This is a genomic window from Cellulomonas xylanilytica, from assembly GCF_007989805.1.
Lineage (GTDB): Bacteria > Actinomycetota > Actinomycetes > Actinomycetales > Cellulomonadaceae > Cellulomonas > Cellulomonas xylanilytica.
Window position 1 is genome coordinate 89,970 of sequence record NZ_BJUB01000007.1, and the last position, 13,552, is coordinate 103,521.

General features: G+C 72.4%; 15 protein-coding genes. 9 read left to right on the plus strand and 6 right to left on the minus strand.

The window, feature by feature from the left end; genetic code table 11:
* The first annotated feature begins 2 nt into the window (after positions 1–2).
* The 5 genes from CXY01_RS11850 (at position 3) to CXY01_RS11870 (ending at position 6,650) form a co-directional block, all read left to right on the plus strand.
* Positions 3–938, plus strand: coding sequence for a carbohydrate ABC transporter permease (locus CXY01_RS11850; RefSeq protein ID WP_222594545.1), 936 nt, complete (start codon positions 3–5; stop codon positions 936–938).
* Entirely contained in the window at positions 938–1,834 is an 897-nt protein-coding gene (locus CXY01_RS11855) for a carbohydrate ABC transporter permease (RefSeq protein WP_146927645.1), read from the plus strand. The genes CXY01_RS11850 and CXY01_RS11855 overlap by 1 nt, the downstream gene beginning before the upstream one ends.
* Before the next feature lie 26 nt (positions 1,835–1,860).
* Positions 1,861–4,872 (plus strand): alpha-mannosidase, encoded by a 3,012-nt coding sequence (locus CXY01_RS11860; RefSeq protein ID WP_146927646.1) that lies wholly within the window; start codon positions 1,861–1,863, stop codon positions 4,870–4,872.
* 13 nt (positions 4,873–4,885) lie between these two features.
* Positions 4,886–5,815 carry an aldo/keto reductase gene (locus CXY01_RS11865; protein ID WP_146927647.1) on the plus strand — a complete coding sequence of 310 codons (930 nt, stop codon included), beginning with the start codon at positions 4,886–4,888 and terminating at the stop codon, positions 5,813–5,815.
* 73 nt (positions 5,816–5,888) lie between these two features.
* On the plus strand, positions 5,889–6,650 hold the full coding sequence (locus CXY01_RS11870) for a helix-turn-helix transcriptional regulator (protein WP_146927648.1): 762 nt from the start codon (positions 5,889–5,891) through the stop codon (positions 6,648–6,650).
* On the opposite strand, the gene CXY01_RS11875 is transcribed toward CXY01_RS11870, so the two are convergent.
* A complete protein-coding gene (locus tag CXY01_RS11875) occupies positions 6,643–7,146 on the minus strand; it encodes a hypothetical protein (protein ID WP_146927649.1) in 504 nt (167 codons plus the stop codon). The two genes, CXY01_RS11870 and CXY01_RS11875, sit on opposite strands and share 8 nt — an antisense overlap.
* A 221-nt stretch (positions 7,147–7,367) precedes the next feature.
* On the opposite strand from CXY01_RS11875, the gene CXY01_RS11880 reads away from it, so the two are divergent.
* Positions 7,368–7,772 carry a VOC family protein gene (locus CXY01_RS11880; RefSeq protein WP_146927650.1) on the plus strand — a complete coding sequence of 135 codons (405 nt, stop codon included), beginning with the start codon at positions 7,368–7,370 and terminating at the stop codon, positions 7,770–7,772.
* On the opposite strand, the gene CXY01_RS11885 is transcribed toward CXY01_RS11880, so the two are convergent.
* Genes CXY01_RS11885 through CXY01_RS11900 form a run of 4 tightly spaced genes read right to left on the minus strand, consistent with a single transcriptional unit; the run spans position 7,769 to position 11,857 of the window.
* Positions 7,769–9,469 carry a PP2C family protein-serine/threonine phosphatase gene (locus CXY01_RS11885; protein WP_146927651.1) on the minus strand — a complete coding sequence of 567 codons (1,701 nt, stop codon included), beginning with the start codon at positions 9,467–9,469 and terminating at the stop codon, positions 7,769–7,771. The two genes, CXY01_RS11880 and CXY01_RS11885, sit on opposite strands and share 4 nt — an antisense overlap.
* Positions 9,466–10,362, minus strand: a complete 897-nt coding sequence (locus CXY01_RS11890; RefSeq protein WP_146927652.1) for a ferredoxin family protein — start codon at positions 10,360–10,362, stop codon at positions 9,466–9,468. Before CXY01_RS11890 ends, CXY01_RS11885 begins: the two co-directional genes overlap by 4 nt.
* A complete protein-coding gene (locus CXY01_RS11895; RefSeq protein ID WP_222594546.1) occupies positions 10,359–11,579 on the minus strand; it encodes a cupin domain-containing protein in 1,221 nt (406 codons plus the stop codon). Before CXY01_RS11895 ends, CXY01_RS11890 begins: the two co-directional genes overlap by 4 nt.
* A gap of 32 nt (positions 11,580–11,611) precedes the next feature.
* Positions 11,612–11,857, minus strand: coding sequence for a BatC protein (locus tag CXY01_RS11900; RefSeq protein WP_146927653.1), 246 nt, complete (start codon positions 11,855–11,857; stop codon positions 11,612–11,614).
* 125 nt (positions 11,858–11,982) lie between these two features.
* Between CXY01_RS11900 and CXY01_RS11905 the strand changes: the two genes are divergently transcribed.
* From CXY01_RS11905 to CXY01_RS11915, 3 genes are read left to right on the plus strand one after another with little or no spacing between them, the layout of a single operon-like run.
* Positions 11,983–12,327, plus strand: a complete 345-nt coding sequence (locus CXY01_RS11905) for an ArsR/SmtB family transcription factor (RefSeq protein ID WP_146927654.1) — start codon at positions 11,983–11,985, stop codon at positions 12,325–12,327.
* The gene (locus CXY01_RS11910) at positions 12,314–12,787 is read left to right on the plus strand and encodes an SRPBCC domain-containing protein (RefSeq protein ID WP_146927655.1); all 474 of its coding nucleotides are present in this window, start codon (positions 12,314–12,316) and stop codon (positions 12,785–12,787) included. The genes CXY01_RS11905 and CXY01_RS11910 overlap by 14 nt, the downstream gene beginning before the upstream one ends.
* A complete protein-coding gene (locus CXY01_RS11915; RefSeq protein ID WP_146927656.1) occupies positions 12,784–13,233 on the plus strand; it encodes an SRPBCC family protein in 450 nt (149 codons plus the stop codon). The genes CXY01_RS11910 and CXY01_RS11915 overlap by 4 nt, the downstream gene beginning before the upstream one ends.
* Before the next feature lie 14 nt (positions 13,234–13,247).
* Here CXY01_RS11915 and CXY01_RS11920 read toward each other — a convergent pair whose 3' ends face one another.
* Complete coding sequence (locus CXY01_RS11920) at positions 13,248–13,538, minus strand: DUF4287 domain-containing protein (protein WP_146927657.1); 291 nt, start codon at positions 13,536–13,538, stop codon at positions 13,248–13,250.
* Positions 13,539–13,552: the final 14 nt, after the last annotated feature.

Here is a 13,552-nt window from a genome sequence, read left to right on the forward strand (position 1 = left end):
CCGTGGCTGACCTCGCCCTGTCCACCACGGTCGACCGCGGCCGGGGGATCACCCCCCGGCCGCGGCGCCCGGTCCGGGTCGCCCTGACCCGGGTCCTCCCGCTCGCGCCGGCCGTCCTCCTGCTGCTGCTGTTCCTGGCCGGGCCGATCGTCTACTCCCTGTACGGGTCGCTGACCAACACGGCGCTCACGGGCTACAAGGCGGCCAACCCCGACTTCGTCGGCCTGGACAACTACGCCAACCTGTTCTCCAGCCCCGAGTTCTGGAAGTCGGTCTGGCTCACGATCCTGTTCGTCGGGGCGTCGGCGGTGATCGGCCAGAACGTGCTCGGGATGCTGCTGGCGCTGCTCATGCGGTCGTCGGTCAAGCCCTTGCGGTCGATCGTCGGCGGGCTGGTCGTCACCGCGTGGGTGCTGCCGGAGATCGTCGCGGCGTTCGCGCTCTACGCGTTCTTCTCCACCGACGGGACGCTCAACTCGATGCTCGGCTGGCTCGGGCTCGGCGGGACCACGTGGCTGATCACGTTCCCGATGTTCGCGGTGATCATGGCGAACGTCTGGCGGGGGACGGCCTTCTCGATGATGGTCTACAACGCCGCGCTGTCCGAGGTGCCGCCCGAGATCACCGAGGCCGCGGAGATCGACGGTGCGGGCACGGTTCAGCGGTTCTTCCGGATCACGCTGCCGATGATCCGCCGCTCCATCTCGACCAACCTCATGCTCACCACCCTGCAGACCCTCGGCGTGTTCACGCTGATCTGGGTGATGACGGGCGGCGGTCCGGGCACGGCGAGCTCGACGCTGCCGGTGCTCGCGTACCAGCAGGCGTTCAAGTTCTCGCAGGTCGGGTACGGGACCGCGATCGCCACGGTGACGCTGCTCGTCGGGGCCATCTTCTCGATCATCTACATCAAGGCGCTGAAGCCGGAGGTGGACTGATGTCCGTCGTCAACGTGCCCGTCAGCGCCCCGGCGGTCCCGCCCACCCTCAAGGAGCGCACCGCGCTGGCCTCGCCACGCGGCCGGACCTCCCGCTGGGTCTCGTCGGTGATCCTCGGGCTGATCGGCGTGACGTTCCTGGTGCCGCTGGCGTGGATCGTGCTGGCGTCGCTCAACCCCACCGCGACGGTCGGTGTCACGTGGCCGGGCGAGCCGACGCTCGACAACTTCTCGTCGGTGTTCACGTGGGAGCAGACCCTGCTGCCGCTGTGGAACTCGACCGTCATCTCGATGGGCACGGCCGTCATCACGGTCGTCGTCTCGGTGCTCGCGGCCTACCCGCTGTCGCGGTACCAGATGCGGTTCCGGCGGTCGTTCCTGTACGGGATCCTCTTCGCCACCTGCCTGCCCATCACCGCGATGATGGTCCCGGTCTACGCGCTCTTCGTGGCCCTGCGCCTGCTCGACTCGGTGCCCGGGACCATCTTCTTCATGGCGGCCACGTCGCTGCCCATGGCGATCTGGATGACGAAGAACTTCATGGACTCGGTGCCGATCTCCCTGGAGGAGGCGGCCTGGGTGGACGGCGCCAGCGCGATGAAGGCGCTGGTGCGGATCGTCCTGCCGCTCATGCGCCCCGGCCTGGCCGTCGTGTTCATCTTCGTGTTCACGATGGCGTGGGGGAACTTCTTCGTCCCCTTCGTCCTTTTGTACAGCCCCGAGAACCAGCCGGCCGCCGTCGCCATCTTCGACTTCTTCGGCACCTACGGCTCGGTCGCCTACGGCAGGCTCGCGGCCTTCTCCATCCTCTACGCCACCCCGGTCCTGGTGCTGTACCTGCTGGTCCAGCGGTTCTCCGGCGGCTCGTTCGCCATGGCCGGCGCGGTCAAGGGCTGACCTTCTCTTCTCGACTAAGGAGCACGATGCACGGCAACCCCCTGCTCGCCGAGGCGCGCATCGACCGATTCGTGGCCGACCAGATCGTCCCGGCCGTCTACCGCGGCCGCGTCCCGCTGACCCTGACCGCGTGGACGGCCCCCGGCGAACCGGTCCCGTTCCGGGAGGCGGTCGGTCAGGAGTACCAGCCGGTCGCGCCGGGTCTGGCGTGGGGTGCACCGTGGAGCACCACCTGGTTCCACGTCACCGGGGAGCTGCCCGACGGCTGGCCCGCGGACGGCACGGTGGTCGAGCTGGTGATCGACCTGGGCTTCTCCCGGATGAACCCGGGGTTCCAGGCGGAGGGGCTGGTGTGGCGCCCGGACGGGACGACGATCAAGGGCGTCTCGCCGATGAACCAGGCCGTGCCGTGGACCGGCGACGGGCAGATCGACGTGTTCGTCGAGGCGGCCGGCAACCCGAACATCGCCAGCAACTTCGGGTTCGTCCCGACGCCGTACGGCGAGCTCGCGACGGCGGGCAGCGAGCCGCAGTACGTGCTGCAGTGCGTCGACGTGGCCTTGCGCGACGTCGCGGTGTGGGAGCTCCTGCAGGACCTGACCGCGCTGATCGGCCTGATGAAGGCGCTGCCGGCGGACTCCACCCGCCGGGCGAGCATCCGGTTCGGGCTGGAGGACCTGCTGGACACGGTCGACCCGGACGACGTCGCCGGCTCCGCCGCCGCCGCCCGCAAGTCGCTGCGCCCGCTGCTCGACGCCCCGGCGTCGGCCAGCGCGCACCACGCCTTCGCCGTGGGCCACGCGCACATCGACTCGGCGTGGCTGTGGCCCGTGCGCGAGACGGTGCGCAAGTGCGCCCGCACGTTCTCCAACGTCGTCGCGCTCATGGACGCCGACCCGGACTTCGTGTTCGCGTGCTCGTCGGCCCAGCAGTACGCGTGGATGAAGGAGTACTACCCCGAGCTGTTCGAGCGGATCCGGGAGAAGGTCGCCGCCGGCCAGTTCGTGCCCGTCGGCGGGATGTGGGTCGAGTCCGACACCAACATGCCCGGCGGGGAGGCGATGGCCCGGCAGATGGTGGCGGGCAAGCGGTTCTTCCTCGAGGAGTTCGGCGTGGAGACGCAGGACGTCTGGCTGCCCGACTCGTTCGGCTACTCCGGTGCGCTGCCCCAGATCGTGCGGTCGGCCGGGTCGCGCTGGTTCCTGTCGCAGAAGCTGTCCTGGAACGACACCGACCGGATGCCGCACCACACGTTCACGTGGGAGGGCATCGACGGCTCCCGCGTGCTCACGCACTTCCCCCCGGTGGACACCTACAACTCCGACCTGTCCGCGGTCGAGCTGCTGCACACCGAGCGGAACTTCGCGGAGAAGGGCGTCGCCGGCTCGTCGATCGTCCCGTTCGGCTGGGGCGACGGCGGCGGCGGCCCGACGCGCGAGATGGTCGCGTCCGCGCACCGGTTCGCCTCCCTCGAAGGGGCCCCGACGGTCGAGCTGGGCAGCCCGAACACGTTCTTCGCCCGCGCCGAGGCCGAGCTGGCGCAGCCGTCGGTGTGGACCGGCGAGATGTACCTGGAGTTCCACCGCGGCACCTACACGTCGCAGGCACGCACCAAGCAGGGCAACCGCCGCACCGAGCACCTGCTGCGCGAGGCCGAGCTGTGGGCGGCGACCGCCGCGGTCCGGGAGGGCGTCGACTACCCGTACGACGACCTGGAGCGCCTCTGGCGGACCGCGCTGCTGCACCAGTTCCACGACATCCTGCCCGGCAGCTCGATCGGCTGGGTGCACCGTCAGGCCGAGGAGACGTACGCGGCGGTCGGAGCCGAGCTCGAGAGCCTGATCGGAGCCGCCGCGGGAGCCGTCGTCGGCACCGGCGACCTCCCCGTGCTGCTCAACGCCGCACCCCACCCGCGCTCGGGAGTGCCGGCCCTCGCGGCGGCGCCCGTCGAGCCGGCCGGCGGCGACGGGGTGACCCTCGTCCGCGCCGACGACGGCACGGTCAGCCTGCGCAACGGCCTGGTCGACGTGCACCTCACGGCCGGCGGGCAGATCGACTCGCTGCGAGACCTGGTGGCCGACCGCGAGGTGATCCCCGCGGGCGCGCTGGCCAACCTGCTCCAGCTGCACCGCGACGCCCCGGCCCAGTGGGACGCGTGGGACATCGACAAGGAGTACCGCCGGGTGGGCACCGACCTGGTCGACGCCGACAGCCGCGAGGTGGTCTCCGAGACCGCGGACGCGGTGGTCGTGCGGACCACCCGCTCGTTCGGCTCGTCGCGGCTGGTGCAGGACATCACGCTGCGGCGGGGCAGCGCGGCCGTCGAGATCGTCACCGACGTGGACTGGCACGAGCGGCAGAAGCTGCTCAAGCTCGCCTTCCCGCTCGACGTGCTGGCGGACCGGTCGGCGGCCGAGACCCAGTTCGGTCACGTCTACCGCCCGACGCACACCAACACGTCGTGGGACGCCGCCCGGTTCGAGATCTGCGCGCACCGCTGGGTGCACGTCGGCGAGACCGGCTACGGCGTCGCGATCGCCAACGACTCCACCTACGGCCACGACGTCACGCGCCGGCCGGGGGGCTCGGGCACGACGGTGCGGCTCTCGCTGCTGCGCGCCCCGCTGTTCCCGGACCCCGAGGCGGACCAGGGTCACCACCGGATGACCACGGTGCTGCACGCGGGCGCGACCATCGCGGACGCCGTCGAGGACGGCTACCGCACCAACCTGGCCGAGCGGGTGGTCTCCGGCGCGCACGCCGCGGAGCCGCTGGTCACGGTGTCGAACCCGGCCGTCGTGGTCGAGTCCGTCAAGCTCGCCGAGGACCGCAGCGGGGACGTCGTCGTCCGCCTCTACGAGTCGCTGGGCGGCAAGGCGCGTGCGACCGTGGTGCCTGGTTTCCCGGTGTCCGGTGCCCGGACCGTCGACCTGCTCGAGCGGGACGTGGAGGCAGCCGGTGCCACGGTCACCGACCAGGCCGTCGAGCTCGAGCTGCGGCCGTTCCAGCTGGTCACGCTGCGTCTGCCGCGTGCATGAGAGGACCCCTGCTGTGAAGACCTTCACCCTGCCCGGCACCGACATCGTCGTCCCCAACGTGGTGCTCGGCCTCATGCGGATCGCGGACAGGTCCGACGACGAGATCCGCACGCTGGTCGGTGCCGGGCGGGACGCCGGGATCACGATGATCGACCACGCCGACATCTACGGCGGTGCGATGCACGTGTGCGAGCGCCGGTACGCCGAGGCGCTGCGGCTCACCCCCGCCGACCGCGCCGAGGTCGTCATCCAGACCAAGTGCGGCATCGTGCCGCCCGACGGCTTCGACTTCTCCTACGAGCACATCGTGGAGTCGGTGAACGGCTCGCTCGACGCGCTCGGCACCGACTACATCGACATCCTGCTGCTGCACCGTCCGGACGCCCTCGTGGAGCCGGAGGAGGTGGCGCGGGCGTTCGACGAGCTCGAGTCGGCCGGCAAGGTGCGGGCGTTCGGCGTCTCCAACCAGACGCCCGGGCAGATCGCGCTGCTGCGGAAGTTCGTCCGGCAGCCCATCGTGGCCAACCAGCTGCAGCTGTCGATCACGCACTCGACGATCGTCGCCCAGGGCGTCGCGGCGAACATGCAGGGCGAGGACCAGTCGATCGACCGCGACGGGGGCATCGTCGACTACTGCCGTCTGCACGACATCACCATCCAGGCGTGGTCGCCGTTCCAGGCGGGGTTCTTCACCGGGGTCTTCCTCGGCTCGCCGGAGTACCCGGAGCTCAACGCGGTGATCGACCGGCTGGCAGGGAAGTACGACGTCCCGGCCATCGCGATCGCCACCGCCTGGATCACCCGGCACCCCGCGCGGATGCAGGTGGTGCTCGGCACGACGAGCCCCGACCGCGTCACGGGCGCAGCGCAGGGCTCCGAGATCCCCCTGACCCGGGCCGAGTGGTACGAGCTGTTCCGGGCGGCGGGCCACATCGTCCCGTAGGGCCCGAGGGCCGGTTCCGGGGCAGCGCTACGGTGGACCGGTCCGGCGGTCGCACGGTCTGGTGGGTGCCATCGTGAAGCTGGCTGATGCTCTGCGCATCGGAGTCGACTCTGCGCGGCAGGTCGCAGCCGGGCTCGACTACGCCCAGGAGCTGGCGGACCGCGTCAACCTCGCATTCGGTGCCGATGCCGGTGCCGGGTTCTGCGAGTGGTCGACGGTCGGCACCTACCGCACGCGGGCGCTCGTCCTCGCGTCGTCCAGGCCGCCGCCCTGGACGGACACGCAGATGGCGACCGCCGAGGCGATGACGGCGCGGCATCCGTCCATGACCGGACTCCTGCGGGGCTCGGTCGTGCAGCGCGTCAGTGACGTCACGGACCTGCCGCGATTCTGGGAGTCGGACGTCTATGCAGCGATGCACGCGCCGCTCGAGGCGCGCTACCCGGCGGCCGTCGTCCTGCACCGCACCCACTCGACCCTGACGTTCCTGGCGGTCCAGCGACAGGTTCGTGACCTCGACGACGACGAGCTCACCTGCTTGGACGCGCTGGGTGCGCCGCTGCGGGCGGCCTTCGACTTCCGCACGGCGCTCGATGCCGCAGTCGAGCGGCTCGGGGAGGCGCCCGAGATGCCGAACGGTCCGTTCACCCGCCGAGAGGCCGAGGTCATCGTCATGGTGGCGCGCGGGTGGACGACCACGCGGATCTCGCGTCGGCTCGGGATCGGCGAGAGTGCGGTGAAGCACCGGCTGGTGTCGGCACGCGACCGGGTGGGGGCGGCGACGCGTGCCGAGCTGGTGGCCCGCTGGGCCCAGGGCGGGCGTCCGGTCAGCTGAGGGCCTCGCACAGGTCCGTGGCACGTCCTGAGGTCGACACGATGGTCCAGGTCTCGGCGGCATCGACCGTGTACTCGACCCGACCCTTGTACAGGGTCATCGAGGGTCCGGCGGGGATGTCGGTCGGGAAGAGGATGACGAGGTTCGCCCCGAGCAGGACCACGTGCTTGGAGCCGTCCGGCAGCGTCGTCGTGACGGAGGTGGCGCCGGAGGAACGCAACCGGATCGAGTCGCCGCTGGCGTCGTTGGTCACGGTGAGGTTCTGCCCGAGCCCGGTGGTCGTGGTGACGGGACCCTTGGTGTGCTCGTGCCTGAACCCGCCCGTCCCGGTCACCGTGACGGGGAACGTGCAGGCGAGGCCTGCGGGTAAGGCCATCGTGCTGTCCGGGGTCGCGACGTCGGGCGTCGCCTGGGCGGGCGCGGCCGACGCGGCCAGGCCGAGCGCGACGAGCGCGACGGTCGCGCCTCGCAGGGCGCGGGTACGGGTGCTGGTCATGGGGGTGTCCTTCGCTGGCGGAAGCGCTGGGGGAACGCGTGCACGACGCGTGAGGCGCAGGCGCGAGGGCGCTGTGCCGGTGACGATCCGCCCGGTCGGAGCCGGGTCTGTCACGCTACGACCGCGTCAGCGCGGTCACCACTGTCCTTTCGGACAGCCGCGAGCGAAGTGGTCAGGATCGAAGAAGCGGCGGCCGGGGACCCGCTCCTAGGGTCGGTCCCATGACGATCTCACTCCAGTACACCAACATCACCGTCAGCGACGTCGACGAGGCGCTCGCCTTCTACCGGGACGCCCTGGGCCTCGAGGTCCAGCAGGACGTGGCCTCCGGCGGCCACCGCTGGGTCACCCTCGGCAGCGACGCGCAGCCCGGGCTCGGCATCGTGCTGTCCGACCCGCATGCCGGTCGCTCGCAGGCCGACGGCGACGTCATGCAGGAGCTGCTCGCCAAGGGCGTCCTGCCGATGCTCGTCTTCTCGTCCGACGACCTGGACGCCACCTTCGAGAAGGTGCAGGCATCGGGCGCCGAGGTCCTGCAGGAGCCGATGGACCAGGGCTGGGGCCCGCGCGACTGCGCGTTCCGGGACCCGGCGGGGAACACCGTCCGCATCTCGCAGGCGTCCTAGCCCTCACCGCCCGCCGGCAGGGAGAGCGGGCGGACGAGGACGAGGGCGACGTCGTCGCTCGCGTCCGACGGCACCATCGTCGCCAGCACGTCGTCGGCCAGGGCCTCCAGCGGCTGCGACTGGCGGCCCGCGAGCATGCCCACCAGCTGGTCGATGCCGGCGACGTGGGTGCGGGTGCGGTGCTCGATGAGGCCGTCGGTGTGCAGCAGCAGGATGTCCCCGACCTCCAGCACGGTCGTGTGGTCGATGCGCTCGCGTCCGGTCGTCACGCCGAGGATCAGGTCGTTGCGGCGGCGCAGGACCTCCACGGTGCCGTCCGCACGGACGACCACGGGCGGCGGGTGGCCGGCGTTGGACCACTGCACGGTGTGCCGGCCGTCCAGGTCCGGGACGACGCTGGCCACCACGGCGCTCGCCGTCGCGCTCGGCCCGAGACCTAGACCGGCGATGGCGTCGTCGACGCGCTCGAGGATGCGGCCCGGGGAGCCGTCGGTGTCGTAGGCGATGGCCCGGACCAGGCCTCGGACCTGACCCATCGCCGCGGCAGCCTCCAGGTCGTGCCCGACGACGTCGCCGATCACGACGGTCGTCGAGCCGTCCCGCGTGCGGAACGCGTCGTACCAGTCGCCCCCGATCGTGAGGTCGGCGGACGCGGGCTGGTAGCGCACGACGACCTCGACGCCGTCCGGCGCGGGCGGTGCGGTCAGCATCGCGTGCTGCAGCGCGAGCGACGCGTCCCGCGTCCGCTCCGCCTCGACCTCCGAGCGACGGGCGCGGTCCTGGAGGCTCTCCACCAGAGCGTGCTGGGAGGCGGCGGCCCGCACCGCGGCACCGACCGTCGACGCGAGCACCGTGAGGAACGAGCGGTGCTCGGCGTCGAACGGCCGCAGCGGCGACCCCTGCAGGACGAGCACCCCGACCACGCCGTCGCGGTCGGTCCCGAGGAGCGGCGCGGCGAGCGTCGTCCCGTGGACCACCGTGGTCCGCCGCGTCACGACGTCGCGCAGGACGTGCTCGTCGACGATCTCCGCGGCCTCCTCCGACGTGCCGGCGAGCTGCTCCAGCCGGTCGTCCACGGTCAGGAAGAACGCGGCGCCGGCGACGTCGTGGCTGCGCGCCAGCACGTCGACCGCTGCCCGGGCGACGTCGTCGATGGTCTCCAGCTGCTGGGGCACGGCAACGTGCAGCGCGTCGATCGTCGCCAGGCGGCGGCGGTCCACCAGCTGGAGGGTGGTCTCCGTCGCGATGTCGAGCACGCCGCCCACGGTGCCGTCGTCGTCGAGCAGCGCGCTGTAGGAGAACGTGAACGTCGTCTCCTCGCTGAAGCCGGAGCGGTTGACCAGCAGGGGAGCGTCCTCGACCCAGACGGCGTCACGCGTCTCCACCACGCGGTCGAACAGCGGGGCCAGCTCGTCCCACACCTCGGCCCACACCGTGCTCACCGGGGCGCCGAACGCGCCGCGCTGCTTCTCCGAGCCGAGCAGGCCGCGGTAGCCGTCGTTGTAGATCATGGTCAGCTCCGGGCCCCAGGCGATCATCACCGGGAAGCGGGTTCCGAAGCACATCCGGACCGCGTGGCGCAGCGACTGGGACCACGAGTCGGTCGGTCCGAGCGGCGTCGATCCCCACGCCACGGCCCTCGCGTCGGCAGCCACGGCACTGCCTGCCGTCGCCTCCTCGAACCAGTCGGCGGTCACGCGGGGACCGCCACGGGCGGGCGGTCGATGCCGGCGAGCGCCCACTGCCGTACCGGCAGCGGCTGGGTGGCGGTGCAGGTGGACAGCAGGGGTCCCGACGAGGTCTCGACGAGCCCGACCGTCACCGGACCGTCCGGCGCGTCGAGCCGGACCGACCAGCCGTCGTCGGTGCGCTCCTCGGCCAGCGGCGGGTACGCGTCGATGCGGTCGTCGCCCAGCTCGGCACGCGCGTAGTGCTGCGCGGCCTGCACCGGGTGCGAGCAGGAGCTGCGACCGCGCAGGAACCGGGGCACCACGCGGCCGGCGAGGTAGGCGTCGGCCACCTCGAGCGCGTCGCCGTCGTCGACCCAGCCGTAGTACAGGCCGTGCGGGAGCAGCACCATCGTGCCGGCGAAGCGGTCTCCGCCCAGGTGCGAGCACTCCCACGTCTCCTCGGGATACGCACCGGCCAGCCGCGCGGCGACGCCCCGCCCGCGGACCGCGCAGCACCGGTCGTGGCGGCCGTGCGCGCACACGGCGAAGACCGGTCGGTCCGAGGGGGTACCCGTGGAGCCGTCGAGCGGCACGTCGAGCAGCTCGCGGGCCTCGTCGACGCGGCCCCACCGCACGGACTCACGCCCGGGCCGCGAGTCGACCAGCGCCCATCGCGTCCCGTCCTGCGCCCTCCGCCGCCCGGGGCGCCGGATGGCCAGCGGGCGGATCCCGGCTCGCTCCACCCGGTGCACCAGGGCGCGGCCGAGGGCGTGGTCGTACGGCGGGTCGAGCAGGGCGTGCCGACCCCACGCCGACTGGTTCTCGACCAGGAACCAGCGGTCGCCATGGGAGCCGGTCGCGACGAGCGGGTCCCCGCGGTCGCGGGCGCCGTCGCTGCAGGGCACCCACCCGTCGGTCACGGAGACGTCACCACCACGCCCTCGCGGAGCAGGCGCCGGACGACGACGAGCGCGCTGGCCAGGTCCAGCCCGGGCAGCGACCCGACGGTGACGGGGTCGCCGGTGCGGAGGGTCTCCAGGGCCGGCGCCGCCTCGACCGGGAGCGACAGCACGTTGCCGCGCGCGGTCAGCCGGACGCGGTCGCCGGCCGTCTCCACCCGGCCGCCGTAGCCGCTGCGCCACCGGACCTCGGTGCTCTCGGTCAGTGCGGTGATCGCGCTCAGGGTGGCCAGCGGCGCGACGGGTTCCGGACGGGTGTCGCGGCCGAACCGGGCGCCGAGGCGTCGGGCGGTGCGGTCCGCCGGGTCCTGCTCGGAGGTGAGGGCCGCGACGAGGTCGGCCACCGTCTGCTCGACGATCGGGCGTAGCTGGTCCGGGTCGCTCACGTCGATGCCCATCGGCAGCGACGCCCGCAACGGGGCCGAGTCGCCGACCAGGCCGAGCAGCGTGTCCACCACGTCGGCGCGCGTGTACGCCGAGAGCCCGACCGTCAGGTGGATGGACGTGTCGCCGAGCGCGGTCGCGGAGTGGATCCAGCCGCGCGGCAGGTACAGGGCGTCGCCGGGACGCAGGACCTGGTCGACGACCGGTGTGCCACGGCCCGCCTCGGCGACCGCGGCGCGGTGGTCGGTCCACACCTGGTCCTTGAGCGGGTCCGGGTGCACGGGCGCGTGGATGACCCAGTGCTTCTCGCCGGACACCTGCAGGACGAACACGTCGTGGGTGTCGTAGTGGGGCGAGAAGCCCTGCGACGAGGGTGGGGTGACGTACGCGTTGACCTGGGCGGGATGACCCAGCTCCTCGACCAGCTGCCGCGTGAAGTCGACCAGGGGTGGCCACATCCGGTGCAGGCCCTGCAGCACGATCGTGGCGCCCGCCGCGAACTCCGCCAGCACCTTGTCGCTCGACACCTGGTCGGAGACCTCGGCGCCGAACCCGCCGGACGCGGTGAACCGGTCCGGGGCCAGCACGGAGCCCTCGTGGGCCAGCCGGACGAACGGGGTGCGCAGGGCGCGCCGGCCGACGAGCTCGTCGACGGCGGCGGGGGAGAACAGGTCGGTGAAGTCGTCGTTGGCCGGGGAGAGCAGGGCCGCGCGGCCCCAGAACTCGTCGGCGAAACGCTCGGCGGGGACGCCGATGCAGCGGGAGAGCGCGGACCGCAGGACCGGTCCGCGCACTCGCTCCTGCCGCCTCAGGGCGGGCTCCGGCACTACGCCGAGCCGTCCGCCCCGCCGTCGTGACCGTCGGCGTTCGCTCCGCCGTCGGCGGGCCCCTCGCCCGCGGACCCGTCCGCTCCGCCGTCGTGCCCGCCGGGGTTGGCGCCGCCGTCCGCGGGACCCTCGCCGGCCGAGCCGTCGGCGCCGCCGTCGTGGCCGCCCGGGTTCGCACCGCCGTCCGCCACGCCTTCGCCCTCGGGTGCCGGCTCGCTGGTGATGTCGTCGTCGTTGATGCTCATGGACCCTCCCTCGTCTCGCAGCCGTGCGGCGGCGTCGCCGCCTTCGCGAGCGTATGCGCTTGACGAGCGAGGCGCCCCAGGAGCATTGTTCAACCATCAGGTTGCACAACCGAAAGGTTTGCTAAGTGGATCCGCTGAGCGCGACGTTCGCCGCACTCGCCGACCCGACGCGCCGGGCCATCCTCGGCCGGCTGGCCGACGGCGAGGCGACGGTGACCGAGCTGGCGGAGCCGTTCGACATGACGACGCAGGCCGTCTCCAAGCACCTGCGGGTGCTCGAGGAGGCGGGCCTGATCACCCGGGGCAGGCGCGCGCAGTGGCGGCCGAGCCGCCTCCGCGAGGACGCGCTGGACGACGCCACCGACTGGCTCGAGCACCACCGGGCGGCGTTCCGGCAACGGTTCGACGCCCTGGACCGCGAGATCGCCGCGCTGCGCAAGGACGAGGAGAACGACCGTGGGAAGCACTGAGCTGATCGTCGAGCCGGGGCGGCAGGACGTCGTCGTCGTGCACGAGTTCGACGCACCGCCCGAGGTCGCGTTCCGGGCCTACACGGACCCGGGGCTGATGCCGCGCTGGAAGGGGGCGGAGCGGTTCACCGTCGTGGTCGACGAGCACGACCTGCGCGTCGGCGGTCGGTGGCGGCTCGTGATGACCCGCACCGACGGCGTCGAGTACCCGATGCGCGGCGTCTTCCACGAGGTCAGCGCGCCGCACCGGCTCGTGTCCACGTACGAGTTCGAGGCGGGCGGCCCCGGCGCCCTGCAGCTGGTGGTCGAGAGCTTCGAGCCCACGCCGACGGGGTGCCGCCTGACGTCGGTGTCGCTGTTCGCCTCCGTCGAGGACCGCGACCGCTGGGTGCCGTCCGGCGGGCTGGAGTCCGGGACGCGCGCGACCATGGCCCTGCTCGACGAGCTGGTGCCGTCATGACCGACCTCGAGGTGCAGCGGGCGTTCGACGCGCCCGCGAGTGCCCTGTGGGCGGCCTGGACCGAGTCCGACGTCGTGCGCACGTGGTGGGGACCGCAGGGGTTCACATGCCCGGTCGCGCGGATGGACGTCCGGGTGGGTGGGGTCTCGCTCGTCGCGATGCGGACGCCCGACGAGGTCGACCTCTGGAGCACCTGGACGTACACCTGTGTCGACGACGGCGAGCGGCTCGAGTTCCTCCACGGGTTCAGCGACGCCGACGGCGGCTCCTACGACCCGCAGGACCTCGGGTTCCCGCCCGGCATCCCCCGCGTGGTGCCCCACGTCGTCACCGTGCGCGACGGCCTGATGACCGTGGTCGAGCGCGGGTACGCGGACGCGCAGACTGCCGAGCTGTCGCGGCTCGGGCTGGAGTCCTCGCTGGACAAGCTGGCCGCGACCTTCTGACGCGGCGCCCGGCGTCAGCTCGGCTTGGTGGCCTTGCCGTCCAGCCAGAGCGTGTCGGTCTGGTCGCCGTGCACGCCGTCCGTGCCCACGTGCTTGGTGCTGATGGTGGGGCCCTTCGAGATGACGTGCCACAGCGCCATGGCGTGCCCGCGGCCGAGGCCGTAGTCCTCCGCGAGCCAGGTCACGACACCGGCCGCCTTGGCGCCGGGCGCGTCGAGACCCTTCTCGTGCGCGATCTCCACCAGCTGCCGCGGCGTGAGACCGGTCTTGTCCTCGATGGTGTCCAGGTAGGCCTGGAACGACATGGATGTCTCCTCTC

Coding starts and splice junctions, on each gene's coding strand:
- CXY01_RS11855 (WP_146927645.1), top strand. CDS start 938: ATGTCCGTCGTCAACGTGCCCGTCAGCGCCCCGGCGGTCCCGCCCACC.
- CXY01_RS11860 (WP_146927646.1), top strand. CDS start 1,861: ATGCACGGCAACCCCCTGCTCGCCGAGGCGCGCATCGACCGATTCGTG.
- CXY01_RS11875 (WP_146927649.1), bottom strand. CDS start 7,146: ATGACCAGCACCCGTACCCGCGCCCTGCGAGGCGCGACCGTCGCGCTC.
- CXY01_RS11880 (WP_146927650.1), top strand. CDS start 7,368: ATGACGATCTCACTCCAGTACACCAACATCACCGTCAGCGACGTCGAC.
- CXY01_RS11900 (WP_146927653.1), bottom strand. CDS start 11,857: ATGAGCATCAACGACGACGACATCACCAGCGAGCCGGCACCCGAGGGC.
- CXY01_RS11915 (WP_146927656.1), top strand. CDS start 12,784: ATGACCGACCTCGAGGTGCAGCGGGCGTTCGACGCGCCCGCGAGTGCC.
- CXY01_RS11920 (WP_146927657.1), bottom strand. CDS start 13,538: ATGTCGTTCCAGGCCTACCTGGACACCATCGAGGACAAGACCGGTCTC.